Source organism: Mesorhizobium sp. WSM4849 (assembly GCF_055811385.1).
This window is the reverse complement of the sequence record NZ_JBVVPW010000026.1, coordinates 44,428-70,798: the sequence shown is the minus strand read 5'-3', so window position 1 is coordinate 70,798 and position 26,371 is coordinate 44,428. Positions and strand designations below refer to the sequence as shown.

At 62.4% G+C, this 26,371-nt stretch carries 17 protein-coding genes and 1 pseudogene; 12 read left to right on the top strand and 6 right to left on the bottom strand.

All coding sequences use genetic code 11. From position 1 onward, the window contains the following. Positions 1–15: 15 nt before the first annotated feature. Together AC0L3L_RS25860 and AC0L3L_RS25855 are read left to right on the top strand one after the other, a co-directional pair. The gene (locus tag AC0L3L_RS25860) at positions 16–1,161 is read left to right on the top strand and encodes an aminodeoxychorismate synthase component I (protein ID WP_473486430.1); all 1,146 of its coding nucleotides are present in this window, start codon (positions 16–18) and stop codon (positions 1,159–1,161) included. Then, positions 1,110–1,772: an aminotransferase class IV family protein gene (locus tag AC0L3L_RS25855; RefSeq protein ID WP_473486429.1), complete on the top strand. Its 663-nt coding sequence runs from the start codon at positions 1,110–1,112 to the stop codon at positions 1,770–1,772. Before AC0L3L_RS25860 ends, AC0L3L_RS25855 begins: the two co-directional genes overlap by 52 nt. A 135-nt stretch (positions 1,773–1,907) precedes the next feature. Here AC0L3L_RS25855 and aztD read toward each other — a convergent pair whose 3' ends face one another. Together aztD and aztC are read right to left on the bottom strand one after the other, a co-directional pair. Then, the gene (gene aztD / locus AC0L3L_RS25850) at positions 1,908–3,119 is read right to left on the bottom strand and encodes a zinc metallochaperone AztD (RefSeq protein WP_473639740.1); all 1,212 of its coding nucleotides are present in this window, start codon (positions 3,117–3,119) and stop codon (positions 1,908–1,910) included. An 84-nt stretch (positions 3,120–3,203) separates the two neighbouring features. Then, positions 3,204–4,189 (bottom strand): annotated as a pseudogene (gene aztC, locus AC0L3L_RS25845) (zinc ABC transporter substrate-binding protein AztC). 376 nt (positions 4,190–4,565) lie between these two features. On the opposite strand from aztC, the gene AC0L3L_RS25840 reads away from it, so the two are divergent. The 7 genes from AC0L3L_RS25840 to AC0L3L_RS25810 all read left to right on the top strand — a co-directional run bounded on the left by AC0L3L_RS25840 (position 4,566) and on the right by AC0L3L_RS25810 (position 12,575). Then, positions 4,566–4,928, top strand: a complete 363-nt coding sequence (locus AC0L3L_RS25840; RefSeq protein ID WP_473639738.1) for a Fur family transcriptional regulator — start codon at positions 4,566–4,568, stop codon at positions 4,926–4,928. A gap of 370 nt (positions 4,929–5,298) precedes the next feature. Next, entirely contained in the window at positions 5,299–6,744 is a 1,446-nt protein-coding gene (locus tag AC0L3L_RS25835) for a homospermidine synthase (RefSeq protein ID WP_473639736.1), read from the top strand. Between the two features lie 198 nt (positions 6,745–6,942). Then, on the top strand, positions 6,943–7,314 hold the full coding sequence (omp10, locus tag AC0L3L_RS25830) for an outer membrane lipoprotein Omp10 (RefSeq protein WP_473527267.1): 372 nt from the start codon (positions 6,943–6,945) through the stop codon (positions 7,312–7,314). A 275-nt stretch (positions 7,315–7,589) separates the two neighbouring features. Next, a complete protein-coding gene (locus AC0L3L_RS25825) occupies positions 7,590–9,683 on the top strand; it encodes a 5'-nucleotidase C-terminal domain-containing protein (RefSeq protein WP_473639734.1) in 2,094 nt (697 codons plus the stop codon). A 143-nt stretch (positions 9,684–9,826) separates the two neighbouring features. Next, positions 9,827–10,897 carry a ferrochelatase gene (hemH, locus tag AC0L3L_RS25820; RefSeq protein WP_473639732.1) on the top strand — a complete coding sequence of 357 codons (1,071 nt, stop codon included), beginning with the start codon at positions 9,827–9,829 and terminating at the stop codon, positions 10,895–10,897. A 252-nt stretch (positions 10,898–11,149) separates the two neighbouring features. Beyond that, positions 11,150–12,100 (top strand): SPFH domain-containing protein, encoded by a 951-nt coding sequence (locus AC0L3L_RS25815; protein ID WP_473639730.1) that lies wholly within the window; start codon positions 11,150–11,152, stop codon positions 12,098–12,100. Between the two features lie 10 nt (positions 12,101–12,110). After that, on the top strand, positions 12,111–12,575 hold the full coding sequence (locus tag AC0L3L_RS25810) for an NfeD family protein (RefSeq protein WP_473639729.1): 465 nt from the start codon (positions 12,111–12,113) through the stop codon (positions 12,573–12,575). 365 nt (positions 12,576–12,940) lie between these two features. Here AC0L3L_RS25810 and AC0L3L_RS25805 read toward each other — a convergent pair whose 3' ends face one another. Next, positions 12,941–13,942: a KpsF/GutQ family sugar-phosphate isomerase gene (locus tag AC0L3L_RS25805; RefSeq protein ID WP_473486422.1), complete on the bottom strand. Its 1,002-nt coding sequence runs from the start codon at positions 13,940–13,942 to the stop codon at positions 12,941–12,943. Positions 13,943–14,094: 152 nt separating this feature from the next. Between AC0L3L_RS25805 and AC0L3L_RS25800 the strand changes: the two genes are divergently transcribed. Beyond that, on the top strand, positions 14,095–15,831 hold the full coding sequence (locus AC0L3L_RS25800; RefSeq protein ID WP_473639727.1) for an outer membrane beta-barrel protein: 1,737 nt from the start codon (positions 14,095–14,097) through the stop codon (positions 15,829–15,831). Between the two features lie 160 nt (positions 15,832–15,991). On the opposite strand, the gene galU is transcribed toward AC0L3L_RS25800, so the two are convergent. Beyond that, a complete protein-coding gene (gene galU / locus AC0L3L_RS25795; RefSeq protein ID WP_287211435.1) occupies positions 15,992–16,897 on the bottom strand; it encodes a UTP--glucose-1-phosphate uridylyltransferase GalU in 906 nt (301 codons plus the stop codon). 213 nt (positions 16,898–17,110) lie between these two features. Between galU and AC0L3L_RS25790 the strand changes: the two genes are divergently transcribed. Further along, positions 17,111–18,337 carry a lytic murein transglycosylase gene (locus AC0L3L_RS25790; RefSeq protein WP_473486420.1) on the top strand — a complete coding sequence of 409 codons (1,227 nt, stop codon included), beginning with the start codon at positions 17,111–17,113 and terminating at the stop codon, positions 18,335–18,337. 129 nt (positions 18,338–18,466) lie between these two features. After that, positions 18,467–19,702 (top strand): SGNH/GDSL hydrolase family protein, encoded by a 1,236-nt coding sequence (locus tag AC0L3L_RS25785; protein WP_473486419.1) that lies wholly within the window; start codon positions 18,467–18,469, stop codon positions 19,700–19,702. 69 nt (positions 19,703–19,771) lie between these two features. Here the strand turns inward: AC0L3L_RS25785 and AC0L3L_RS25780 are convergent, their stop codons facing one another. Both AC0L3L_RS25780 and gltB read right to left on the bottom strand, forming a co-directional pair. Beyond that, positions 19,772–21,226: a glutamate synthase subunit beta gene (locus tag AC0L3L_RS25780; protein WP_473639725.1), complete on the bottom strand. Its 1,455-nt coding sequence runs from the start codon at positions 21,224–21,226 to the stop codon at positions 19,772–19,774. Between the two features lie 143 nt (positions 21,227–21,369). Further along, positions 21,370–26,106 (bottom strand): glutamate synthase large subunit, encoded by a 4,737-nt coding sequence (gene gltB / locus AC0L3L_RS25775; RefSeq protein WP_473639775.1) that lies wholly within the window; start codon positions 26,104–26,106, stop codon positions 21,370–21,372. Positions 26,107–26,371 lie beyond the last annotated feature (265 nt).

The following is a 26,371-nucleotide window of genomic DNA, read 5'->3' as shown; positions in this document are numbered from 1 at the left end:
CAGCATCCGAGCCCCATGTCCCTGCCCTCCGCAATTTTCAGGAATGACGAGCGCGCGCATCAGCTCGTTTTCGACCGTCCGTCCGGCATCATCGTGGCGCATGAGGCGGAGGATTTCCTGCCGGCGCTGGAAATTGCGCAGGCAGCGCATGACGCCGGCAAATGGCTGGCCGGCTATTTCTCGTACGAGGCCGGCTACCTGCTCGAACCGAAGCTCGTTCCGCTGCTGCCGGGCGAACGCCGCGCCCCGCTTGTCTGCCTGGGGATCTTCGACGCGCCTGTCGAACAGGCGGTCGTGCCCAGCAACGCGCCGGCGACCAACGGTCCGATCTTCGATGCAAGGGCTGCCTGGTCTTCAGAAGACTACGCAAAACGCTTTGCGCGGCTCCACAATCACATTCGAAAGGGCGATTGCTATCAGGGCAATCTGACCTTTCCGGTTCATGCGCAGTGGTCGGGCGATCCGCTGGCCGCCTTCGACGCGCTGACCGAGCGCCAGCCTGTGAAATACGGCGCGCTGATCGCGCTCGGCGATCCGGTCGTTTTGTCGCGTTCGCCGGAACTGTTCTTCGAGGTCGACGCCGAAGGCATCATCGAGACCCATCCGATGAAAGGCACCGCCCCGCGCGGCGCGACCAAGGCGGAGGACAAGCGGCTGAAGGCGTTCTTGCTAAATGATGAGAAGAACCAGGCTGAGAACCGGATGATCGTCGATCTGCTGCGCAACGACATCTCGCTGATCAGCGAGGTCGGCACGCTGGAAGTGCCGGAGCTTTTCCGCATCGAGAGCTACCCGACCGTCCACCAGATGGTGAGCCGTGTGCGGGCCAAGCTCTTGCCCGACCTCACCATCCGCCAGATCTTCGCTGCGCTGTTTCCATGCGGATCGATCACCGGCGCCCCAAAAATCCGCGCCATGGAAATCCTGCACGATCTGGAAGCCACACCACGCGACGTCTATTGCGGCGCCATCGGCTGGATCGCGCCCGGCGGCACGATGCGCTTTTCGGTTGCGATCCGCACCATATCGCTCTTTTCCAGTGGCGAAGCCGTCTACAATATCGGTGGTGGCGTCGTCTTCGATTCGACGGCCGAGGAGGAGTATCAAGAGTGCCTGCTGAAAGCGCGCTACGCGACGGGAACACCGCCGATTTCGAGTTGATCGAAACCATGCGTTGGCAGCCGGGCCAGGGCTTCCTCCGTTTCGACCGCCATTTGGCTCGCCTTTATGGCTCGGCAGCCGAACTGGGTTTTGCCTGCGATCCGCAGAAGGTCGGCGAGATGCTCAGGAACGCCGTCGACCGGCCGGACATAGCCTTGCGCACACGCCTCGTCCTGTCGCGCAGCGGCAAGGTGACGGTCTCGGCGCTGCCTTATGAGCCGCATGCAGCCGACAAGGTGTGGAGGCTGCAACTGGCGCGGGTGCGGCTCGATTCAAGCGACACGCTGCTGCGCCACAAGACGAGCCGCCGGGACACCTATCAGCGGGCGCGAGCCGAATATCTGATCAGCCGGGCCGACGAGGTGCTGCTGGCCAACGAGCGTGGCGAAATCTGTGAGGGCACGATCACCAATCTCTTTGCCGATTTCGGCGACGGCGCGCTGGCGACGCCGCGGCTCGATTGCGGCCTGCTGCCGGGCGTATTGCGTGGCGAATTGCTGGACGAAGGCCGCGCCCACGAGGCAATCTACAGCTTGGATGATCTGAAGTCGGCCAAAGCGCTGTTCGTCGGCAATTCCCTGCGCGGATTGATCCCGGCGCGGCTGGGCTGAAATGCAACCGAAAAGATATCGACGACACGCCCTTGGCTGTGTCTCAAGCATGGTTTTCCCCTTGCGAGCTGGAGAAGATGCGTCCGGCCCGAGAAAGAATGGGCCGGACGCGCGGCAGCCGCTTGGGAGGAGCGACTATTCGCCTTCGTGGGTCTGACCGGAGCCGCCGACGGAAACGATGTTGAAGGGTTTGCCTTCGACGGCAACGTCGCCGGTTTTCTCGAACGACGTCACGTCAACGAGATGCAGCACACCTTGCAGAGGATCCGTAACCACGATCCTGTCGCCGGCGACCGCAACACGCGGCCTCGGCTCGCTCCAGTGACCATCCATCGAATAGGGGTCGGTCAGCTTGAGCGAGTTTGCGATCTCCCCCTTGACCACGTCGAGCTGGTGAAGCTGGCCGTCCTCAGTGAAGACGTAGGCGAACTTCGGACGAACCGGATCGATCGCGAAATGCACGCGGCGCGTCGGAAGGCTGATCAGCCGGAATGCGTCGCTTTCGACCGTCGGATCGATCAGCACCACCTTGTCGGCGCCGTAGTTGCCGAGGAAATATTGCAGGCCCCTGCCGCCGATCAGCGTCGTCGTTTTGCCATCCGGCAGGCTGTCGGCATAGGGCAGATGACGGATCGCCGGGGTGCCGTCGCCATGGCTGACGACAAGCAGGCCGGTCGCGCAGGCGAAAGCCAGGATATTGGCGGAAGACGCCTCGCCGTGGAGGTCGGGGCAGGCGTGGATGCCGCCGATCGGCGCGCCGGCTTCGTCAGCGACCCTGATGCCGACCGGGAGTTCGTCCGGCTTTTCCCTGTTCGGCTCCGAGAGGAGGACATGGGAGCCATAGGCAACTGCGACGCCGTGCTGCGGCGCGTCCGTCTTCACTTCCCTGAAGTCCGATTTGCCTTCCAGGACGACCTTCTCAGAGATGATACGCGCGACACCTTCGCCGTCGAAAAAAGCGGCGAAGTCTCCGTCATGCTCGACGAAATGCGACGGCTTCTTGCCTATAATCTCGACGCCGGCAAGCTTCGGCGCTTCGACGTCGATGTCGCCGTGTTCGCCGTGGTCCTCGAAGGAAATGCCGCTCGCGATCCCGGTAACGACGCCGGCCGAGCCCTGCACGGCGAACACGGTCCGGCCGCTTTCGCTGCGATGGAGCGACGTCGGCCCTTTGATCTTAAACGTGTCGAGCTTTCCGCCATCGACCGCATCGATTACGATCACCTTCGGATCCGCGTGATCCGAGATGAAGAGGCGCCAGGCGGTCACCTCCTCGGCAAGGGCCGCACTTGTTGATAGAGACAGAAGCAGCGCGATGGCCGTGGCTGACGCCAAATTTGTCTTCACGGTATTCTCCCTTGGATGTTATTACATAACTGATTGCGGTCGACGAAAGGCGGATTGCTCCGCCTTTCCGTCGTGGCGCGGCGATCAGCTTCCGAGGATCGCGCCTTTGATCGCCGTGATGTTGTGCCGCATCATCTCAAGATAGGTCGCCGCCGGGCCGTTCTCGTCCGACAGGGCGTCGGAGTAGAGTTCACCGCCGATTTTCAGACTCGTCTCGCTGGCGATCTGCTCGATCAGGCGGGGGTTGGTGACGTTTTCAACGAAGATTGCCGAAGCCTTGTCTTGCCTGATCTGTTTGATGAGGGCCGCGACGTCCGCGGCTGAGGCCTCAGATTCGGTGGAGACGCCCTCCGGTGCGAGGAATTTTATGCCGTATTCGTGCTCGAAATACCCATAGGCGTCGTGGGAAGTGAGATCGTGCGCTTGTCCTCGGGGATCTCAGCTACAGCAGCCTTGATCTCCTCTTCCAGTGCCTCGAGCTGCTGGCCGTATGATTCGGCATTGGCCCGATAAGTGTCACAGCCGGCCGCATCGGCGGCACAGAAGGCATCGGCGATGTTCTTCACATAGAGTTCGGCATTGTGCACCGACTGCCATGCATGGGGATCGGACTCGCCGTGATGATGGTGCCCTTCCTCATGGCCCTCTTTCGCCTCCGCGGCGTGCCCTGCCTCGCCCTTGGCGGCTTTATCCTGATCGTGGTGACCTTCTTCCTCGGTGTTGCGCAACACCTCGCCGCCTTTGGTCAATTCCACGACCGGCGCTTTCGTCGCGCTCGCTTCGACGAGACGCTGGAGGAAGCCCTCGAACTGGAGGCCGTTGACCAGCACCACGTCGGCAGAACCGACAGTGGCCGCGTCGGCCGGCTTCGGTTCGTAGACATGGGCGTCACCATTCGGGCCGACCAGCGTGATGATGTCGACACGGTCACCGCCGACATTCTTGGCGAAATCGGCAATGATCGAGAAACTGGCGACAACCTTGAGGTTCTCGGCCGCGGCCACCGACGGGATGATTGGCAACGATGTTATGACGCCCATCACGGCGGCGAGCTTCAGCGTCCTGGACATTCGATCAACTCCTTTGTTCAAGCGGTTCTGTGGGAGATGTGCCGGACTCGTGGCGAGCAGCCGCGCATCCCGGCAGAGATGGAAGAAAACGTAGATCGCGCCCGCCGACAGATGATCGTCGGGCCGGCCGATCCCATCGAGGTGATGCACGGCGGGATGGCTGTTGTGGCCCAGCGTCAGGTCTTGAAAGATCACACAGGCAGCCATTCGATCCATCTCCGCGGGAGCCATCAAAGTCAGCCCAGCTCTTGACGATCCGTTATGTTATGTTATCACGTTCGTCAATCGAAAACGTTATATTATAACTAACGATCACCGTTGTGCTCAAAGCTACCTGGAGCACGAGGGAACAGTGGATGCTGGATGCAACCAGAAGTTGATTATCGACGCGTTGACGCGCTCCGAGAGGCCGATGGGGGCCTACGAACTGCTTGAACTTCTTCGCCAGGAAGGGCTCCGCTCACCGCTACAGATCTATCGCGCTCTGGATCGGCTCATCGAGGAGGGCCTGGTTCACAGGATCGAGAGCCTGAGCGCGTTTGCGCTCTGCCTCCCCAGCGAATGCGGCACCCACGGGCGCGCCGCTTTTGCAATCTGCGCGAATTGCGGGCGGGCAAGTGAAGTTCATGACCCGGCATTGGAGCGGGTGCTGCGCCGGATTGCCCGACGGCAGGGCTTCCGAACCAAGTCGGCCACGGTGGAGCTTTCGGGTCTCTGCGAGGCTTGCGCGCATGCATAGCGCAAAGCGAGAGGGTCCGCTTCGACGGATGGTCGATAAAAAGGCCCAAGTTCCATCCGCCAGCTTCCGGTGCATCTCCCGGTGATGCACTTCAATCGGCTCGCCATTTTGATCCACTCCCTTTGATTTGGCATTGCGATCACGTCATCGCGAGTCGCCGGCAATCTTTGAGGAGAGCCTTGCTTGAGCTTCGCCATCCACGATTTTGGCCTTAACCACGTAGCCAACTGAGCGTAGCCGAGGTTGGCGCTTTTCGCTGGTTTATGACAATGATCTGTGGTTGTAGCGCGTGGCGGTCGGGCAAAAAAAATGCTCCGCTTTGCGTCTGTTTGCCCGGCTTTTCAGCCTATCTGAGGGAGTAATCGATAAAATGGCGAATGAAAACTGGCCCGTTTACGGTGAGATCACCGGCCCTGTCGTGATGATCGGCTTCGGCTCGATCGGACGGGGAACGCTGCCGCTGATCGAGCGCCATTTCAAGTTCGACAAGTCGCGCATGACGGTCATCGACCCACGCGATACCGACCGCAAGTTGCTCGACGAGCGCGATATCACCTTCATGCAGGATGCGGTGACCAAGCAGAACTATAAGAAGCTGCTGACGCCGCTGATGACCAAAGGTGGCGGCCAGGGCTTTTGCGTCAACCTGTCGGTCGACACCGGCTCAGTGGATTTGATGCGGCTCTGTCGCAAGCTTGGTGTGCTCTACATCGATACCGTCGTCGAGCCATGGCTCGGCTTCTATTTCGACCCCAAGGCCGACAATGCCAGCCGCAGCAACTACGCGCTGCGTGAATCCATGATCGAAGAAAAGCACGCGCATCCCGGCGGGGCGACCGCAATCTCCACCTGCGGCGCCAATCCAGGCATGGTCTCGTGGTTCGTCAAACAGGCGCTGGTCAACCTCGCCACCGATCTTGGCCTCGAGTTCTCGGAGCCAGCGCAGCACGATCGCGAAGGCTGGGCCAGGCTGATGAAGAAGGCCGGCGTCAAGGGCATTCACATCGCCGAGCGCGACACACAGCGCACCAAGAAGCCGAAGCCGATGGAGGTGTTTTGGAACACCTGGTCGGTCGAAGGCTTCATCTCGGAAGGCCTCCAGCCGGCAGAGCTCGGCTGGGGCACGCATGAGAAGTGGATGCCGAAGAACGCCAAGGAGCACAAGCATGGCTCGAAGGCCGCGATCTACCTGGAGCAGCCGGGCGCCAACACGCGTGTGCGCAGTTGGTGCCCGACGCCGGGCCCGCAATACGGCTTCCTGGTGACGCACAACGAGTCGATTTCGATTGCCGACTTCTTCACCCTGCGCGGCAAGAAGGGCAAGGTTCAATATCGCCCCACCTGCCACTACGCCTACCACCCCTGCAACGACGCCATACTGTCGCTGCACGAGATGTTCGGTGCCGCCGGCAAGCCGCAATCCGTACATCACGTGCTCGATGAGAACGAACTGGTCGACGGTGTCGACGAACTCGGCGTGCTGCTCTACGGACACGACAAGAACGCCTATTGGTACGGCTCGCAACTGTCGCTGACGGAAGCGCGCAAGCTGGCGCCTTACCAGAACGCGACGGGCATGCAGGTCACGTCGGCAGTGCTGGCGGGCATGGTCTGGGCGCTGGAAAATCCCGAGGCCGGCATCGTCGAGGCCGACGAGATGGACTACAGGCGCTGCCTGGAAGTGCAGTCCCCCTATCTGGGGCCGATCAAGGGCTACTACACCGATTGGACGCCGCTCGATAACCGCCCTGGTCTGTTCCCGGAAGACCTCGACAAGAACGACCCATGGCAATTCCGCAACATCCTCGTTCGATAGTGCAACATCCTCGTTCGATAGCAATGTCTCACTGCCTTGCAATCGCCTGGAAATCGGGCGATTGAAGGAAGGTGGCCCAGAGCGACGTGCGTCCATTTGGACGCACAAAGTGCGCTCCAGCGCTTGAAATGTACGCATCGTGCTTTCCGAAAAATCGGATCGATTTTCGGGCCGATGCGAGAGGAGAGGATTTTGATGATGACGATTGCGCGTAAATTGCTTTCGGCCGGCATTGTCGCGGCATCTGCTGCCTCGGCGGCGTGCACCACCGCCGGCCCGGGCGGGCCGCCCTTGGCCACGCGGAGCCCGGTCGAAGGCTCATGGATCGACGCGCAAGGCACGGGCCTGTCGACCTTCGCCGGCGGCAGCTTCAACACCGTCGCGACCGACACCGGCCAGAAACTTGCCGACGGCAGCTACACCATGACCGGCGGTACCTCGGTCGAGATCCAGGGCACTTCGCTGATCCGCCAGACGCCGATCAGCTTCAACTGCTTGTTGATCTCCACCTCCCAACTTAATTGCACCAGCGCGAGCGGGCAGAACTTCGTGCTGACGCGACGCACCTGAGCCCATACTGATTGCTTTTGCAAAGGACGGCGGCTTGAGGCCGCCGTCCTTTTTGCGCCGGCAAAGCTGTCCCCGATTCCGCTTGCTGAAACGCGATGTGTATATGGGCAAAAGCTGGCTGTTATGCTCCAGTCAAGCAAAGGCGTTAAACACCTCTGCGCATGACCCCAAATCGGAATCGATTTTCGGAAAGGATCATGCGCAAATTGGTACAGTGTCCTTTGCGCGTCCAAAATGACGCGCGGCGCTGTACTCAGGTCATCCGGGAGACGAAGATGAAGAAGATCGCCGCCATTGCCGCCCTGTCGGCGTCCACGCTCGGCCTGTCGGCCGGCGTGTCCTTTGCCGACTACACGCTGAACATCCTGCACATCAACGACTGGCACAGCCGCATCGAAAGCAACAACAAATATGAATCGACCTGCTCGGCCGAGGAGGAGACCAAGGGCGAGTGCATCGGCGGCGCGGCGCGGCTGATCACGGCGATCGCCCAGGAGCGCAAGAAGCTCGACGGCCAGAACGTGCTGCTGCTCAGCGCCGGCGACAATTTCCAAGGATCGCTCTTCTACATAACCTACAAGGGCAAGACCGAAGGCGAATTCCTCAACCAGATGAAATTCGACGCCATGGCGGTCGGCAATCACGAGTTCGACGATGGCGAGGCGGCGCTGGCGCCGTTCCTGGACATGATCAAGTTTCCGGTGCTCGGCGCCAATGTGAAGGCCGACGCGCAATCCAAGCTCGGTGACCGTGTAAAACCGTCGATCGTGATCGAGGTCGGCGGCCAGAAGATCGGCGTCGTCGGCGCGGTCACCAACGACACGCCGGAGCTCGCCTCGCCGGGCCCTAACGTCATGATCGAGGACGACGTCAAGTCGATCACATTAGAGGTCGAGAAGCTGAAGGGAGAAGGCGTCAACAAGATCATCGCGGTTACCCATATCGGTTACAAGCGCGAGCGCGACGTCATCGCCAAGATTCCGGGTGTCGACGTGGTGGTCGGCGGCCACAGCCATTCGCTTTTGTCCAACACCGACCCCAAGGCTGAAGGCCCCTACCCGACGATGGTCGACAATCCGGACGGCTATAAGGTGCCGGTCGTCCAGGCAGCGTCCTATTCGAAATATCTCGGCGAGTTCAAGGTCGTGTTCGACGACAACGGCGTCGTCAAGCAAGCCAGCGGCGACCCGATCTACCTCGACAAGTCGATCACGCCGGATCCCGCCGTGCTTGCCCGCATCAAGGAGCTCGGCGCTCCGATCGAGGCGTTGAAGAACCAGGAGGTCGCCGAAACCACCAAGGCGATCGACGGCAGCCGCGAGAACTGCCGCACCCGCGAGTGCGAGATGGGCAATCTCGTCTCCGATGCCGTCCTTGACCGCGTCAAGGACCAGGGTGTCGAGATCGTCATCACGAATGGCGGCGGTCTGCGCGCCTCGATCGACCAGGGCACCGTCACCATGGGCGAGGTGCTGAACGTGCTGCCATTCCAGAACACAGTGGCGACCTTCCAGATTTCCGGCAAGGATCTGATTGCCGGGCTAGAGAACGGTCTCAGCCAGATCGAGGACGGCGCCGGCCGCTTCCCGCAAGTTGCCGGCCTGAAGTATTCATTCGACAAATCGGCCGCCCCGAATGCCGGGCGCGTCAAGTCGGTCGAAGTCATGCAAGGCGGCGCGTGGACGCCGATCAATCCGGACAAGGATTACCTGGTCGCCACCAACAACTATGTGCGCCAGGGCGGCGACGGCTACAAGGTCTTCGCCGACAAGGCCAAGAACGCCTATGATTACGGTCCGGGCCTCGAACAGGTGGTCGCCGATTATCTCGGCGCGCATCGGCCCTACACGCCGAAGCTCGATGGCCGCATCACCGAGACCGCGACGGCCGCCGCGGCGGAACCGGTCCAGGAACCGGCCAAGCCGGCTGAAGCCGCGCCAGCTCCGGCCGAGCCGGCAAAACCAGCAGAAACGGCTCCAGCCGCAACCGCGGAGCCCGCGATGCCCGAACTGCCGACCGGTTCGGACGATATCGCCACGACGCCGCCAGCCGTCCCGGCGGAACCCGCCCCGGCAGCGCCGGCACCTGCCGAGCCGGCTAAACCGGCCGAGACGGCGCCTGCGGCACCGGCTCCTGCGGCGGAACCGGCCAAACCAGCCGAGGCTGCGCCTGCCGAGCCGGCAAAGCCGGCCGAGGCAACACCGGCCGAAAGCAGCCATGTGATCGTTGCCGGCGATACCTATTGGGACCTGGCGGAGAAGGCCTATGGCGATGGCACCAAGTGGAAAACGATCTCGGACGCCAACAAGGACTATGAGCCGCGCCGCCTTCCCGTCGGCGCAACCTTGACCATCCCGGCCGCAAACTAAATTCTTCCGTCGTTGCTGGAAAACCCGTCCGGGGAACCGGGCGGGTTTTCTGCTTTCCGGCGAGGTAAGATAAGGTGCGGCCAGACGCTGCATTGAAAACCGGCGCGGCATCGCTAGTTTCGCGCGGTGTCCGGAGATCCCTAATGACGCTTTCCAACCCTGTCGATCCCAAGGCCGAGGCGGCGAAGGGCCTCGGCCCGCAGCCGGCAGGACAGCCGCCGGTCGGGGCGGGCAGGATCGGCGTCATGCTGGTTAATCTCGGCACGCCCGACGGCACCGAGTTTAGGCCGATGTGGCGCTATCTCAGGGAATTCCTGTCCGATCCGCGCATCATCGAGCTCAACAAGGCGATCTGGTACCCGATCCTCTACGGGCTGGTTCTCACCACGCGGCCGAAGAAGTCGGGCGCTAACTATGCCAGGATCTGGAACCGGCAGCGCAACGAGTCGCCGCTGCGCACCTACACCCGCGCCCAGAGCGAAAAGCTGACCGAGGCGCTGCGCGACCTGCCCGACGCTATCGTCGACTGGGCGATGCGTTACGGCAAACCTTCGACCGAGAGCGTCGCCAAGAGGCTGGTCTCGCAAGGCTGCGACCGCATTCTGTCTTTTCCGCTCTATCCGCAATATTCCGCGACCACCACCGCGACCGCCAACGACCAGTTATTTCGCGCGCTGATGAAGATGCGCCGCGCCCCGGCAATCCGCAGCGTGCCGCCCTACTATGCCGAACCGGTTTATATCGAGGCGCTTGCCCGTTCGATCGAGCGCCATCTGGCGAGCCTCGATTTCGAGCCGGAAGTGGTCATCGCCTCCTATCACGGCATTCCGAAATCCTATTCCGACAAGGGCGACCCCTATCAGGCCCATTGCCTGGAGACGACCCGGCTGCTGCGTGAAAAGCTCGGCTGGGATGAGAAGAGGCTGATCACCACATTCCAGTCGCGCTTCGGTGCGCAGGAATGGCTGCAGCCCTACACCGACAAGACGGTCGAGAAATTAGCCGGAGAAGGTGTGAGATCGATCGCCATCGTCAATCCGGGCTTTTCTGTCGACTGCATCGAGACGCTGGACGAGATCGGCAGAGAGGCGGCCGAGACCTTCCATCATGCCGGCGGCGAGAAGTTCGCACACATCCCCTGCCTCAACGACAGTGCCGAGGGCATGGCGGTGATCGAGGCGATGGTGCGGCGCGAACTGTCGGGCTGGATCTGAAGCGGACATAATCGAGCGCCGCAAGCCCGGCTGTCTATGCACCGACAATCCGCGATCACCTGATTGTAACATTTCTGAAACACACTTAAGTGTTTGGTGAAGTCGGTTGCGTTGAAACGTCTACTGCATCGGCCGGAAAATCGGACTCGATTTTTGGAAAGCACGATGCGCAGGTACAAAGGTTAAAGCGTACTTTGTGCGTCCAGTGGACGCGCGTCGCATCAATGTGCTCGGCATCTGAGGGAGAGCCAAATGGATTTCAGTGGTTTCGATATCGCGCTTCTTGTTCTTGTCGCTCTTGTCGTGCTCGTGCTTTTCAAAGGCATCCGTACAATCCCGCAAGGCTACAATTATACCGTCGAACGCTTTGGCCGCTATACCAAGACATTGAGCCCCGGTCTCAACATCATCGTGCCGTTCGTCGATCGCATCGGCGCCAAGTTGAACATGATGGAGCAGGTGCTCGATGTCCCGACCCAGGAGATCATCACCCGCGACAACGCCACCGTCGCCGTCGACGGCGTTGCCTTCTACCAGGTGCTCAACGCCGCGCAGGCCGCCTACCAGGTCGCTGGGCTGGAGAACGCCATCCTCAACCTGACGATGACCAACATCCGTACCGTGATGGGTTCGATGGACCTCGACGAGCTTTTGTCGAACCGCGACGCCATCAACGAACGCCTGCTGCGCGTCGTCGACGAGGCGGCGCACCCCTGGGGCATCAAGATCACTCGTGTCGAGATCAAGGACATCAACCCGCCGGCCAATCTCGTCGAATCGATGGGTCGCCAGATGATGGCCGAACGCAACAAGCGCGCGCAGATCCTTGACGCCGAAGGCCTCAAGCAGTCGCAGATCCTGGAAGCCGAGGGCCGCAAGGAAGCCGCCTTCCGCGACGCCGAGGCGCGCGAACGCTCCGCCGAGGCGGAGGCCCGCGCCACGCAGGTGGTGTCGGAAGCGATCTCCAAGGGCGACGTGCAGGCGCTCAACTACTTCGTCGCGCTGAAATACACCGAAGCGCTGACCAGGATCGGCTCCGCCACAAACAGCAAGGTTGTGCTGATGCCGATGGAAGCTTCGTCGCTGATCGGCACGCTCGGCGGCATCGGCGAGATCGCCAAGGAAGTCTTTAGGGGCGACGGCACTGCCGGCACGCCGCGGCAAGCCGCCCGCCCGCCCGTAGTTCGCCCGAGCGAGAGCTGAGGCCGGTCCCATGTTCGACCGCATCATTTCCGAACTCGGCCCTTGGAACTGGATGGTTCTCGGCTTCCTTCTCCTCGTAATGGAGGTCGTCGCACCGGGCATTTTCATGCTGTGGATCGGCATCGCCGCGCTGCTGATCGGTGCAGTCTCCCTGCTCATCTGGGACGCAGGTTTTTGGACTTGGCAGGTCCAGGTTCTCGCTTTCCTGGCGATGTCGCTGGTTTCAACCTATGTCGGCAAGAGACTGGCGGGCGGGCGTCACGACCCGACAGACCAGCCGCTGCTCAACCGCCGCGGCGAACAAATGATCGGCAGGATGGCGACACTGGCCGAGCCCATCAAGGACGGCCGCGGCCGCATAAAGCTGGGCGACACGCTATGGCGCGTCTCCGGCCCCGATCTGCCGCCCGGCACGCAGGTGCGCGTGACGGGCGCGGCCGATACCGATCTGGAACTGACGGTCGAGGCGGTCTAGGACCGATCCCACCGATCTCGGCGGGCGACTTTTCAAACAGGCCTGAGCCTCTGTCAGAGACTGTTTCGAAATTCGCTCTGGCGAGTCATATGGTGGTGGTTTCGAGAACCGGCGCGCAGCGGACATTAGAGCGCTGCGCGTCCAATTGGACGCGCAAAGGACGCTCTAACACTTTGCATTTGCGCATGATCCTTTCCGGGAAACCGAAATCGGTTTCCGGGGTCATGCGCTGGTCCGTGAGCACCGGCCTACGCCGGCCGTAGCTTTAACTGCCACGACCGCTCATAAGTGCTTCGGCCGGCGAAGGCCGGAAGCGCAGAAAACGCCATCAGATGGCCGCCAGAGTAGAGTTTCCAAACGGGCTCTCAGGCCGCGCCGATGCGCAGCAGATCGTGCAGATGGACAAGTCCGACCGGCCGTCCGCCCTCGACAACCATCAGGCTGGAGATGGCCGAATTGTTGATCGTCTGCAGCGCCGTCGCCACCAGCGTATCTGGACCGGCCGTCTTCGGCTCCTTGGTCATGACCTGATCGACACTCATCGCCAGAAGATTGCTGCCGATGTGGCGCCTGATATCGCCGTCGGTGACGATGCCGATCAGCGCACCATCCGCAGCGGTTATTGCCACGCAGCCAAACCCCTTGCGCGACAATTCGAGGATCGCTTCGCGCATTCCAGTGCCGGAAGGCACCAGCGGCAGCCTGTCGCCGACATGCATGATGTCGCGGATCTGCGTCAGATTGGCGCCAAGTTGCCCGCCGGGATGGAAGGTGCGGAAATGATCCGGCGTGAAGCCGCGCGCTTCGAGCAACGCGATGGCCAGCGCATCGCCGATCACCAGTTGCAGCAGCGTCGATGTCGTCGGCGCCAAGCCATGCGGGCAGGCTTCCGGCGCACGCGGCAGCAAAAGCACCACATCGGCCGCGCGCGCCAGCGCCGATCGCTCTCCGGCGGTGACCGCGATCAGCGGAATCGAGAAGCGCCTGGAATAGGCGATGATGCCCTTGAGTTCCCGGCTCTCGCCCGACCACGACATGGCGATGATGGCATCGTCCCTGGCGATCATGCCGAGGTCGCCGTGATTGGCTTCGGCAGGATGGACGAAGAAAGCCGGCGTGCCGGTCGAGGCGAGCGTCGCGGCGATCTTTGAGCCGATATGGCCGCTCTTGCCGACGCCGGTGACGATGACGCGGCCCTCGATCTGCGACACCATGTCGACGGCGCGCGCGAACGGTTCGGTCAATCCGTTTTCGAGCGCGGCCGCCAGCGCCGCGACACCGGCCTGCTCGGTCGCTACCGTTCTGAGCGCCGAGGCGATCGAAGCTTGCCCGTCGAACCGCTTCTTGTCTTGGGATCCCGCATGCATGGCTGATGCGATTAGCGCTTTGCTGCGCGCCTGTCCAACGGAATTGCCATCCAGCGGGGCTTTAAACCAACGCCGCCTCAACCCTCCATTAACCATCCCTATTTACGGTTCGGTAAGTATGGCGCGCGGGCGCCGCGCAAGCAGTGGTGGCAATGTCCGGGGCCCAGCATGAAAAGAAAGGAAGGCGAAACGGCAAGGCGGTCTACGCCTTGCTGTTGGCGACCAGCGTCTTCGCCTTGCTGCGGCCTGCGCAGCCCTATGCCCAGGTAGCCGAGCTGCGCGGCGAGGTTTCGGAATCAGCGATTCTGGACGACCAGCAGCGCGAAACCAGGCAATTGAGCATGGCCAGCGCCCAGGATCAGACGGCACGGGCCGACGCAGCCATCCAGGGCAATGCACCGGCGCCGACCTATCAGCCGGCCAGCCCGGGCGCCGTGCAGGACGACGACACGGCACCCGCGACCGGCAGCATTTTTGATCCGCTGGAAGCCACCGATGATGCGTTTGCGGACACGCCCGCTCCAATCCCGCCGCGCCGGCCATCGAGCGAAACGCAACGCGCGAACGATCAAGACTTGGCCGCCGAGGCCGCCGCCGCGACTGCAGCCACGACGGATGACACGGACACCGGCGAAACTGACCAGGACGCCACCAATCCCCGTGCCGTGACCATTGATTCCGCCGACAGGCAGCAGCTCGATCCGGGCGCCGAGCGCGCCGAAGCTATCGAAGGTCAGGACGAGAGTGCCGAGGACGACCCGTTCGCCGCCACCGGCATCAAACTCGGCTCCTTCGTGATCAGGCCGACGCTCGAGCAAGGCCTGACGGCGTCGTCGAATGCCGATTCAAGCACCGAAGGCAAACCGGCCCTGCTGTCCGAAACGGCGCTGCGCTTCAATGCCATCTCCGACTGGCGGGAGAATTCGGCTGTCATCGACGGCTATGGCATCTTTCTCAAGACCATATCGGGCGACGAGGTTCAGGAGGCACGGGGCCGTGTCGACGGCACGCTCAATGTCGACCTCGACAACGATCTGCGCGCTATCGCCAGCCTTGGTTACGAGGCGGCGCCGGAATCGGCTTCGTCGCCGGTCGTCATCGAAGGCACCGTCGAGCAGCCGGTGCGCCAGAGCATTAACGGCAGCCTCGCGGTCGAGAAGGATGCCGGCAAGATGCGCTTCGCCCTGACCGGCGCAGTCGAACACGACATCTACGGCGACGCCAAGCTTTCGACGGGCGGAACGCTGTCGCAGAAAGACCGTGACTCGACGCTCTATACCGCCACCTTGCGCACCGGCTACGAGATTTCCCCCGCTATCACCCCCTTCACCGAAGTCGAAATCGGCCGCCGGGTCTATGATTTGCGCGTCGACGCCAATGGGTTCGAACGATCCTCGACGGGGCTTGGGGTTCGGGCCGGCGCCGAGCTCGACCTCGGCGAGAAGCTTGCCGGCGAATTCTCGGCCGGCTGGCTGCGGGAGGCGATCGACGACGACCGGCTGCCGGCAATTTCGGGTGCCACGGTGAACGCCGACCTCAGATGGTCGCCGGAACGCGGCACCACGATCGGCCTCATCGGACAAACGACCGTCGAGGGCACGACAACCCCCGACGAAAGCGGCGACATCCTTTACTCCGGCCTCCTGACGGGCGAGCGCGAAATCCGTGCCAACCTGATCGGGAACGCAGCTCTCGGCGTGGGCTGGCGCGACTACGTCGGGTCCGACGGCCATGATCTGATACTGAGCGCCGAGGCCGGACTGACATGGTGGCTGAACCGGTATGCCGGACTGACCACCCGCGCCAGAACTGAAAAACAGACCAGCAACCTGGAGGGCCGCGACTACACCGCCCACAGCATCTTCGTCGGGGTGAAGCTGCAGCCGTAAGGCAGCCGTTAAAGGTTTGGGGTATCTCGAGTTTTCGGGTCAGGCGGTGGCGAGAATGATGGCTTCGATCACCTGAACGCAGCCTACATCGAGGTATGCGAGTGCCGGAAGCGCAGGAAAACCGCCGTTCCCCGGCCGGCTGACTATCGATATACCTAAATTAGAACGCCGCGCCCCGTTGCTCTGACGGTTTCATCTCGTCGAGAAGCTTGCGGATAACGCCCGCCATTCGGCCGTTTATGTCGCTGCGCCACAGCGCGAAGGCGACGTTGGCCTCGACAAAGCCTTCCGGCGATCCGCAATCAAAGGTGCGCCCCTGGTAGTGGCAGCCGTAGAAGGGCTGTTGCTTCTCCAGCTTCAGCATCGCATCGGTGAGTTGGATCTCGTTGCCGGCGCCCTTCTCCTGGCCCTCGAGAATCCCAAATATCTCCGGCTGCAGGATGTAGCGCCCGTTGATGTATAGGTTGGAGGGCGCCGTGCCGGCCTTCGGCTTCTCCACCATGCCGGTGATGCGGAAACCGTGATGCGTATCCTCGCCACGGCCGACGATGCCATATTTATGGGCCTCGGCGGGGTCGCATTCCTGAACCGCGACGATGTTGTTGCCGGTCTCGGCATAAAGCTCGACCATCTCCTTCATGCAGCTTTTTTCCGACTGCATGATCATGTCAGGCAAAAGCAGCGCGAAGGGCTCGTCGCCGACCAGCTCGCGGGCGCACCAGACGGCATGGCCGAGGCCAAGCGGTACCTGCTGGCGCGTGAAGCTGGTCTGCCCCGGCGAGGGTTGCAGCCGCTGCAGGCGGGCGAGCTCGTCGTCCTTGCCGCGCTGGGCGAGCGTGTCATAGAGTTCGAACTGGACGTCGAAATGGTCCTCGATGACCGCCTTGTTGCGGCCGGTCACGAAGATGAAATGCTCGATGCCGGCTTCGCGTGCCTCGTCGACCACATACTGGATGACTGGCCTGTCGACGACCGTCAGCATTTCCTTGGGTATGGCCTTGGTGGCCGGGAGAAAACGCGTGCCGAGACCGGCGACCGGGAAAACTGCCTTGCGAACTCTCTTCATGCTGTCAATTATCCGCTTCTAAGCCTGTTCGGCAATCCCGCCTCGAGACATTTTCGTGCCGGAATCTAGGATTATGGAACGGCTGGTCAGAAAAAAATTTGTAGTCCGTAAAGCACCAACCCGCCTTTTCGTTCCCAACGGCACCTATGGTAAACTAAATGCTAACCGGGTTCGGCGATGAATGATCTTCCTGTGATGAAGAAGGAGGAAAAGATGACCGTTCGCAACGCCGCAACGCGCTTCACAAGCTTCGTTGCGGCCGCCAGCCTGTCGCTTGCCTTGCTGTTGCCCACCGGATCGGCTTTTGCCGACGCCGGTTTCCGGCAATGGGTGGCGAGTTTCCGCGCCACCGCGGTGCGGAGCGGCGTTTCCGGCGCCGTTTACGACCGGGCATTCGAGGGCATCAGCGATGCCGACCCGGTCGTGCTGGAAAAAGCGCGTTATCAACCCGAATTCACCGCGCCCGCCTGGGACTATTTCGACAACCGCGTCCACGACCAGTCGGTCGCTGTTGGCCAGCAGATGGCAAGGAAGTGGAAGCCGTGGCTAGACAGGATCGAGGCAAGATACGGCGTCGACCGTCACATCCTGCTGGCCATCTGGTCGATGGAATCGAATTACGGCGAAATCCTCAAGCGCGACGATGTCATGCGCAATGTCGTGCGTTCGCTGGCAACACTTGGCTATGCCGATTCGAGACGATCGAAGTTTGCCCGCACTCAGTTGATCGCGGCGCTGAAAATCCTGCAAAGGGGCGACATCGACAAAAGCCACCTCAGCGGCTCATGGGCCGGCGCCATGGGCCATACCCAATTCATTCCCACCAGCTATCAGGCCTATGCGGTCGATATGGACGGCGATGGCAAGCGCGACATCTGGAATTCGATTCCCGATGCATTGGCAACGGCCGCCAATCTGCTCAAGAAGAACGGCTGGCAGGCCGGCAAGACCTGGGGCTATGAAGTCAGCCTTCCCGACGGAAAGAAGTTCCCGGCCGGATCGAAGTCACTATCGCAATGGCAAGCGCTGGGTGTCACGCGTGTCAACGGCAAGCCGTTCAAGAATAGCGCGGAGAAGGCCACGCTGAAGGTGCCAGGCGGCCGCGGCGGCCCGGCTTTCCTGATGATCAAGAATTTTTCGGTCATCAAGCGGTACAACAATGCCGACAAATACGCGGTTGCTGTTGGCCTTCTTGCCGACGGAATCGCCGGCTATGGTGGGCTTGTGCAGGACTGGAAGCGGCCTTTCACGAAGCTCTCCTTCGAGGAGAGGCAAGAGCTTCAGCAGCGGCTTTCCCAGTACGGCTACTATGACGGCAAGTTCGACGGCAAGATCGGCGAGGGATCGAAAGCCGCCATCATGGCCTTCCAGGCGAAGGCTGGCTTGACCCAGGACGGACATCCGAGCATGGAAGTGCTCAAATGGCTCAGGCAGAACTAGCCTCGCATAGGGGCTGACCTGGAGCATCGGACCCAAACCGGTTTTGGGGAATCCGATGCTCAAAAAAAGATAGAGCGGCGGCACGGTTGGATTTGAGGGTCCGGCGCTCTTAAGGGATGGAGACGGTAATTGGTTTCGGCTGCGCGTATCCGTGTGATCCTTCGTCGCGTGCCGATCCTGATTCTGGCTATTGCCGTTCTGGCCGTCAGCACTGCCGCCGTCTTTCAGGCGCCGGCCATGGCGCAGGAAGAACAAAGGCGTGGCTGGTCGCTGCGCGACTTGTTGTTTCTGCGCCGAAGCGAGCGGGTGGAACCGCCGCGACTGATTCAGCCGCGACGGATTCAGAGGATCGGGCCACGGAAGCCAAAAGCAAGAAAGCCCCGCGCCGCGCCGCGCCGGCCGGCTGAGCCGGCAACCCCGATTGTCGAGAAGGCGCCGGATGCCCGCACCGTTCTGGTGGTCGGCGATTTCATGGCGAGCGGCCTCGCCGAAGGTCTCGACACCGCCTTTGCCGAAAACACCAAGGTCAGGATCGTCGTCCGCAGCAACGGTTCGTCGGGTTTCGTGCGTGACGATTTCTACAACTGGCCCGAACAGATCAAGTCGCTGATCGAGACCGAAAAGCCCGCGGCCGTGATCGTCATGCTGGGCTCCAACGATCGGCAGCAAATGCGCGTGAACGGTGAACGCGAACAGCCGCGGTCCGAAGCCTGGACCAAGGAATACGAGCGCCGCACCGAATCGTTCGGCAAGGCCATTGCGTCGGCCAAGGTGCCATATCTGTGGGTCGGCGTGCCGGCCTTCAAGGCGCCGAAGATGACCTCCGACATGCTGGCTTTCAACGACATCTACCGCTCGACGGCCGAAAGTCACGGCGGCGAATTCATCGACATCTGGGACGGTTTCGTCGACGAGGACGGCGCCTTTGTCACCAGCGGGCCTGATATCAACGGCCAGCCGGTGCGCCTGCGCACCGACGACGGCATCTATGTCTCGAAAGCCGGCAAACGCAAGCTCGCCTTCTATGCCGAAAAACCCTTGATGAAGATCCTTGGAATGACCGCTCCCCCTGGCACACTGGCAGCTTATGCGCCAGCCGGCGCTCCCGTCGGGGCGCCGGCGCCGACACCCATGGCCGTCGATCGCACCGTGCCGATGCTGCTCAACGATCCGGCACTCGACGGCGGCTCGGAACTTCTCGGCGCCGCAGCGCCGGCAAAGGCGGACGGGCCCGGCGAAAAACTCGTCGTCGAGGGCAAGGCATCAGCTGCTTCGCCCGGCCGCGCCGACGATTTTTCCTGGCCGCCAAGGAAGCAGCCTGCGGCGGCGGCGGCACCCGAAACGACCACGGCGATCACTCCGTAAACCTGCCCCGGGCACCGGAAGGGCAGAAAGCGCCTTCAGATAGCCGCAGGAGTAGCGATCGAGACAGTCTCAGCGCGGCAGCACGCTCGATCCCATCAGCGTCTCGTCGATCGAACGCGCTGCCTGACGGCCCTCGCGGATCGCCCAGACGACCAGCGATTGACCGCGGCGCACATCGCCCGCCGCATAGAGCTTTTCGACGCTGGTCTTGTAGTCGCGGTCATTGGCCTCGACGTTGTTCGAGCGGCGGCTGTCGATGGCGACCTTCATCTGGCCAGCCAGCTCCGACACGGGGCCGACGGTAGCCGGCCCGGCAAAGCCGATGGCGATGAAGGCGAGATCCGCGCGGATGACGAAATCCGTGCCGGCGATCGGCTTGCGCTTTTCATCGACCTCGCAGCATTTGACGCCGGTCAACGCGCCGTCCTCGCCGATGAATTCGAGCGTCGCCACCTGGAACTCGCGCTCGGCGCCTTCCGCCTGCGAGGACGAGGTGCGCATCTTCGTTGCCCAGTAGGGCCAGACCGAAAGCTTGTCTTCCTTTTCCGGCGGCTGCGGCCGGATGTCGAGCTGGGTGACACGAACGGCGCCCTGGCGGAAGGCGGTGCCGACGCAGTCGGATGCGGTGTCGCCGCCGCCGACGACGACGACATGCTGGCCGCCGGCGACGATCGGCGGTGAGGGCCACGCCACCGACTGGATCGGCTCGCCGCCGATGCGCTTGTTCTGCTGCACCAGATAGGGCATCGCGTCATGCACGCCGTCGAGATCGTCGCCGGGAATGTTGGCCGGGCGCGGCGTTTCCGAACCGCCGCAATAGAGCACCGCATCGTATTCGGCGAGCAGCTCCGCTACCGGTTTGTCGACGCCGACATTGACGCCGCAATGGAAGCTCACGCCCTCGCCTTGCATCTGCTCGATCCGGCGGTCGATATAGTGCTTCTCGATCTTGAAGTCAGGGATGCCGTAGCGCATCAGCCCGCCCGGCCGGCTCTCGCGCTCAAAGACGTGGACGTCGTGGCCGGCGCGGCCAAGCTGCTGGGCGGCGGCCATGCCGGCCGGCCCCGAGCCAATGACGGCGACGCGCCTGCCGGTCTTCTTTTCCGGCGGGTAGGGCCGGATATGACCGGTTTCATAGGCCTTGTCGGCGATCGCCTGCTCGATCGTCTTGATGGCGACCGGAATGTCCTCAAGGTTCAGCGTGCAGGCTTCCTCGCAAGGTGCCGGACAGATGCGGCCGGTGAATTCCGGGAAATTGTTGGTCGAGTGCAGGTTGCGGATCGCATTGTCCCAGTCGCCATTGTAGACGAGGTCGTTCCAGTCCGGGATCTGGTTGTGGACCGGGCAGCCGGTCGGCCCGTGGCAGTACGGAATGCCGCAATCCATACAGCGCGCGGCCTGTTTCTCGACCTCCTTATCCGACATCGGCAGCGTGAACTCGCGAAAATGCCGGATGCGGTCGGAAGCCGGCTGGTACTTGTGCACCTGGCGGTCGATCTCGAGAAACCCTGTTACCTTGCCCATAGTCCAGTCCCTGCTGTCCAGATGGCGCGCTCGACGACGCACCCGTTAACCTCATAAGGCAGCCATGGCAACCTTCAGTCCGAGGCCAGGATTGTTGATGAAGGCGCCGACGGGAAGCCTGGCTTCCCGGCAACTCCCAAAGCCTATTCCGCCGCCACGCTCATGCGCATGCGTTCCATTTCGATCAGCGCGCGGCGGTATTCGACCGGCATGATCTTCCGGAATTTCGGCCGGAAAGTCGCCCAGTTGTCGAGGATCTCGCGGCCGCGCACCGAACCCGTGTAATGGACGTGGTTCGAGATCAGCTGATAGAGCCGCTCCTCGTCATGGCTGGTCATGTCGCCGGACACGTCGACGCGGCCTTTGTGGTCGAGGTCGCCGCCATGATGGAGCAGTTTCTCCATCAGGTCGTCTTCTTCGGGAACGGGTTCCAGTTCGACCATCGCCATGTTGCAGCGCTCGGCGAAATCACCTTCCTCGTCGAGCACATAGGCGACGCCGCCCGACATGCCGGCGGCGAAGTTGCGGCCGGTCTGGCCGATGACGACGACAATGCCGCCGGTCATGTACTCGCAGCCATGGTCGCCAACGCCTTCGACGACGGCGGCCACGCCCGAATTGCGAACTGCAAAACGCTCGCCGGCGACGCCGCAGAAATAGGCCTCGCCCTCGGTCGCGCCGTAGAGCACCGTGTTGCCGACGATAATCGACTCCGCTGCGACGATCTTCGTGTTCTCCGGTGGGCGGATGACGATGCGTCCACCCGACAGGCCCTTGCCGACATAGTCGTTGCCGGCGCCAATCAGTTCGAACGAAACCCCCCGCGCCAGGAAGGCGCCAAAGGACTGGCCGGCGGTGCCGGTGAGCTTCACCGAGATCGTGTCCTCACGCAGGCCCTTGTGCTTGAAGCGCTTTGCCACTTCACCGGACAGCATGGCGCCGGTGGAACGGTCGACATTGCGGATCGGCAGCTCGATGCTGACCGGCTGCCTGGCCTCGAGCGCCGGCTTGGCCAACTCGATCAGCCTGCGGTCGAGCACGTCGTCGATCGGATGCTTCTGCCGCTCGGTCCAGTGCACCGCCTCATGCGGGGCATCCGGCTTGAAGAACATCTTGCTGAAATCGAGCCCCCGCGCCTTCCAGTGCTGGATCAGCGCCCGCTTCTCCAAGAGTTCGGTGTCGCCGATGATCTGGTCAAGATGGGTGTAGCCCATCTCGGCGAGCAGCGCCCGCACCTCTTCCGCCACATAGAAGAAGAAGTTGATGACGTGTTCCGGCGTGCCCTTGAAACGCTTGCGCAACACCGGATCCTGCGTCGCTACGCCGACCGGGCAGGTGTTGAGATGGCACTTGCGCATCATGATGCAGCCGGCCGCGATAAGCGGCGCGGTCGAGAAGCCGAATTCGTCGGCGCCAAGCAATGCACCGATGACGACGTCACGACCGGTGCGCAGGCCGCCATCGACCTGCAACGCAACGCGCGACCTGAGGCCGTTGAGCACCAGCGTCTGGTGCGTCTCGGCAAGGCCCATTTCCCACGGGCTGCCGGCGTGCTTGAGCGAGGTCAGCGGCGATGCGCCGGTGCCGCCGTCATAGCCGGAAATGGTGATGTGATCGGCGCGCGCCTTGGCGACGCCGGCCGCAACCGTGCCGACGCCGACTTCGGACACCAGCTTGACCGAGACATCAGCCGCCGGATTGACGTTCTTGAGATCGAAGATCAGCTGCGCCAGATCCTCGATCGAATAGATGTCGTGGTGCGGCGGCGGCGAGATCAGGCCGACGCCGGGCGTCGAATGCCTGACCTTGGCAATGGTGGCATCGACCTTGTGGCCGGGCAGCTGACCGCCCTCGCCGGGCTTTGCGCCTTGCGCGACCTTGATCTGCATCACATCGGAATTCACCAGATATTCCGCCGTCACGCCGAACCGCCCGGAAGCGACCTGCTTGATCGCCGACCGCTCGGGGTTCTTGCCGCCGCCCGGCAGCGGCAGGTAGCGGTCGGCCTCTTCGCCGCCCTCGCCGGTGTTCGACTTGCCGCCGATCGTGTTCATGGCGCGCGCCAGCGTGGTGTGCGCTTCCCTGGAAATCGAGCCGAAGGACATCGCACCGGTCGAGAACCGCTTGACGATATCGGCCGCCGACATGACCTCGTCGAGCGCGACCTTCTTGCGGCCGGTTTCTTCGGCGAACCTGATCTTGAACAGGCCGCGAATGCTCTGCGCCCGCGCCGCCTCGCTGTCGATCTGAGCGGAATAGTCCTTGAACGTCTCCCACGATCCTTGGCGCACGGCGTGCTGGAGGGTGGCCACGGCATCGGGTGACCAGATATGCGCTTCGCCGCGCATGCGGAACATGTATTCGCCGCCGACCTCGAGACTGTTGCGCAGCACCGGGTCGTTGCCGAAGCCGTCGGCGTGGCGGCTGACCGTCTCGGCCGCGATCTCTTCCAGCCCGACGCCTTCGATCAGCGTCGCGGTGCCGGTGAAATACTTCTGCACGAAATCGGTCTTCAGCCCGATCGCGTCGAAGATCTGCGCGCCGCAATAGGACTGGTAGGTCGAGATGCCCATCTTCGACATCACCTTGAGAATGCCCTTGCCGATCGACTTGATGTAGCGGGAGACGACCTCGTAGGCGTCGACCTCGGCCGGCAGCTCGCCGCGCTTGTGCATGTCGAGCAGCGTGTCGAAGGCGAGATAGGGGTTGATCGCCTCGGCGCCGTAGCCGGCAAGGCAGCAGAAATGATGCACCTCACGCGGCTCGCCGGACTCGACGACGAGCCCCACCGACGTGCGCAATCCCTTGCGGATCAGATGATGGTGGACCGCCGCCGTGGCCAGAAGTGCCGGAATGGCGATGCGGTCCGGCCCGAGCTGACGGTCGGACAGGATGATGATGTTGTAGCCGCCGGCGACCGCCGCTTCAGCGCGCTCGCACAGCCGGTCGATGGCGCCCTGCATGCCGGCCGCGCCTTCGTTCGAAGCATAGGTGATGTCGATCGTCTTGGTGTCGAAACGGTCCTCGGTGTGACCGATGGAGCGGATCTTCTCCAGATCGCCATTGGTCAGGATCGGCTGGCGCACTTCGAGCCGCTTGCGACGCGAATTGCCGACGAGGTCGAAGATGTTGGGCCTCGGCCCGATGAAGGACACCAGGCTCATCACCAGTTCCTCGCGGATCGGGTCGATCGGCGGGTTGGTGACCTGGGCGAAGTTCTGCTTGAAATAGGTGTAGAGCAGCTTCGATCTGTCCGACATCGCCGAAATCGGCGTGTCGGTGCCCATCGAGCCGACCGCTTCCTGGCCGGTGGTTGCCATCGGCGACATCAACAGCTTGGTGTCTTCCTGGGTGTAGCCGAACGCCTGCTGGCGATCGAGCAGGCTGACGTCCCTGCGCAGCGCGCGCGGCTCGACCGGCTTCAGGTCTTCAAGGATGAGTTGGGTGTTGGCGAGCCAACTCTTGTAGGGATGCCTGGTCGCGATCTCCGACTTGATCTCCTCATCGGAAACGATGCGGCCCTTCTCCAGGTCGATCAACAGCATGCGGCCGGGCTGCAGCCGCCACTTCTTGACAATCCTTTCCTCGGGCACCGGCAGCACGCCGGCTTCCGAAGCCATGATGACGCGATCGTCGTCGGTGACGATGTAGCGCGCCGGGCGCAGCCCGTTGCGGTCGAGCGTAGCGCCGATCTGGCGGCCGTCGGTAAAAGCTACTGCGGCCGGTCCGTCCCACGGCTCCATCAGAGCGGCGTGGTATTCGTAAAAGGCCTTGCGATCCTGATCCATCAACTTGTTGCCGGCCCAGGCTTCCGGGATCAGCATCATCATCGCATGGGCGAGCGAGTAGCCGCCCTGCGTCAGGAATTCGAGCGCGTTGTCGAAACATGCGGTGTCCGACTGCCCCTCATAGGAGATCGGCCACAGCTTGGAGATGTCGTTGCCGAACAATTCGGAATCGACCGAGGCCTGCCGCGCCGCCATCCAGTTGACGTTGCCGCGCAGCGTATTGATCTCGCCATTATGGGCGACCATGCGATAAGGATGCGCCAGCTTCCACGACGGGAAGGTGTTGGTCGAGAAACGCTGGTGGACGAGGATCAGCGCCGTCTCGAAACGCGGATCGGTCAGATCCTTGTAATAGGCGCCGACCTGATAGGCCAGGAACATGCCCTTGTAGACGATGGTCCGCGATGACATCGACACGACGTAGAAGCCATTGTCGACGCCCTTGGTCTCTTCATGGATACGACCGGAAATGACTTTGCGCAGGATGTAGAGCCGCCGCTCGTAATCATCGTCGCTCTCGATCTCGGCGCCACGACCCAAAAACACCTGCCGCTGGACCGGTTCGGAAGCAGCGATATCAGGTGCCTTTGACAGCAATGAATTGTCGACCGGCACATCGCGAAAGCCGAGCAGCGGCTGGCCTTCAAGCTGCGCCACCTCGGCGATGATGCCTTCGATATGCGCCTGAAGCTGAGGATCGCGCGGCATGAACACATGGCCGACGGCGTAATGGCCGGGCTTGGGCAGTTCGACGCCCTGGCTGGCCATCTCCTCGCGGAAGAAGCGGTCGGGAAGCTGCACCAGCACGCCGGCGCCGTCGCCCATCAGCGGATCGGCGCCGACGGCGCCGCGATGCGTCAGGTTTTCGAGCACCGCAAGGCCGTCCTTGACGATCTGATGCGACTTCACGCCTTTCATGTTGACGATGAAGCCGACGCCGCAGGCATCGTGCTCGTTGCGGGGATCGTAAAGGCCGTGGGCGGCGAAGCCGGTATGGGTTCGCCCAATCTTGGTCAGGGACGGATTTTTGACGGCTGGCGCATTCGTCTGCGCGGCCGGGCCGTTCGTCGCAGATGGCGTCATTTCCGTCATCATCCTGTCCTCCGTTCCGCGCCCCTCAGGGCGCTGGTTTCCGTCGGGAAGCGCCTGGGCTTCCCTCTCATCCTTGCGGCACGTCTTGCGAAATCCTTGCCGAACCAGGCGGCCTGGTTCGCACCGGCAATCGTACAGGCCAGAGTCGGGCTGTCTACCTGTCGCTCGCGGCAACGGCCGGAGAGGCCCAATGATACGCCAATCCAGCCTGTTTTGTGCGACAAAATAAGACAGCACTACTGTCCTAAATTTTTATGACAGAAAT

Bases quoted from the DNA above. Each gene is read 5' to 3' on its own strand.
- AC0L3L_RS25860 (WP_473486430.1), top strand. From the start codon at position 16: ATGTCCCTGCCCTCCGCAATTTTCAGGAATGACGAGCGCGCGCATCAG.
- AC0L3L_RS25835 (WP_473639736.1), top strand. From the start codon at position 5,299: ATGGCGAATGAAAACTGGCCCGTTTACGGTGAGATCACCGGCCCTGTC.
- omp10 (WP_473527267.1), top strand. From the start codon at position 6,943: ATGACGATTGCGCGTAAATTGCTTTCGGCCGGCATTGTCGCGGCATCT.
- AC0L3L_RS25825 (WP_473639734.1), top strand. From the start codon at position 7,590: ATGAAGAAGATCGCCGCCATTGCCGCCCTGTCGGCGTCCACGCTCGGC.
- hemH (WP_473639732.1), top strand. From the start codon at position 9,827: ATGACGCTTTCCAACCCTGTCGATCCCAAGGCCGAGGCGGCGAAGGGC.
- AC0L3L_RS25815 (WP_473639730.1), top strand. From the start codon at position 11,150: ATGGATTTCAGTGGTTTCGATATCGCGCTTCTTGTTCTTGTCGCTCTT.
- AC0L3L_RS25810 (WP_473639729.1), top strand. From the start codon at position 12,111: ATGTTCGACCGCATCATTTCCGAACTCGGCCCTTGGAACTGGATGGTT.
- AC0L3L_RS25805 (WP_473486422.1), bottom strand. From the start codon at position 13,942: ATGCATGCGGGATCCCAAGACAAGAAGCGGTTCGACGGGCAAGCTTCG.
- AC0L3L_RS25800 (WP_473639727.1), top strand. From the start codon at position 14,095: ATGTCCGGGGCCCAGCATGAAAAGAAAGGAAGGCGAAACGGCAAGGCG.
- galU (WP_287211435.1), bottom strand. From the start codon at position 16,897: ATGAAGAGAGTTCGCAAGGCAGTTTTCCCGGTCGCCGGTCTCGGCACG.
- AC0L3L_RS25790 (WP_473486420.1), top strand. From the start codon at position 17,111: ATGACCGTTCGCAACGCCGCAACGCGCTTCACAAGCTTCGTTGCGGCC.
- AC0L3L_RS25780 (WP_473639725.1), bottom strand. From the start codon at position 21,226: ATGGGCAAGGTAACAGGGTTTCTCGAGATCGACCGCCAGGTGCACAAG.
- gltB (WP_473639775.1), bottom strand. From the start codon at position 26,106: ATGACGGAAATGACGCCATCTGCGACGAACGGCCCGGCCGCGCAGACG.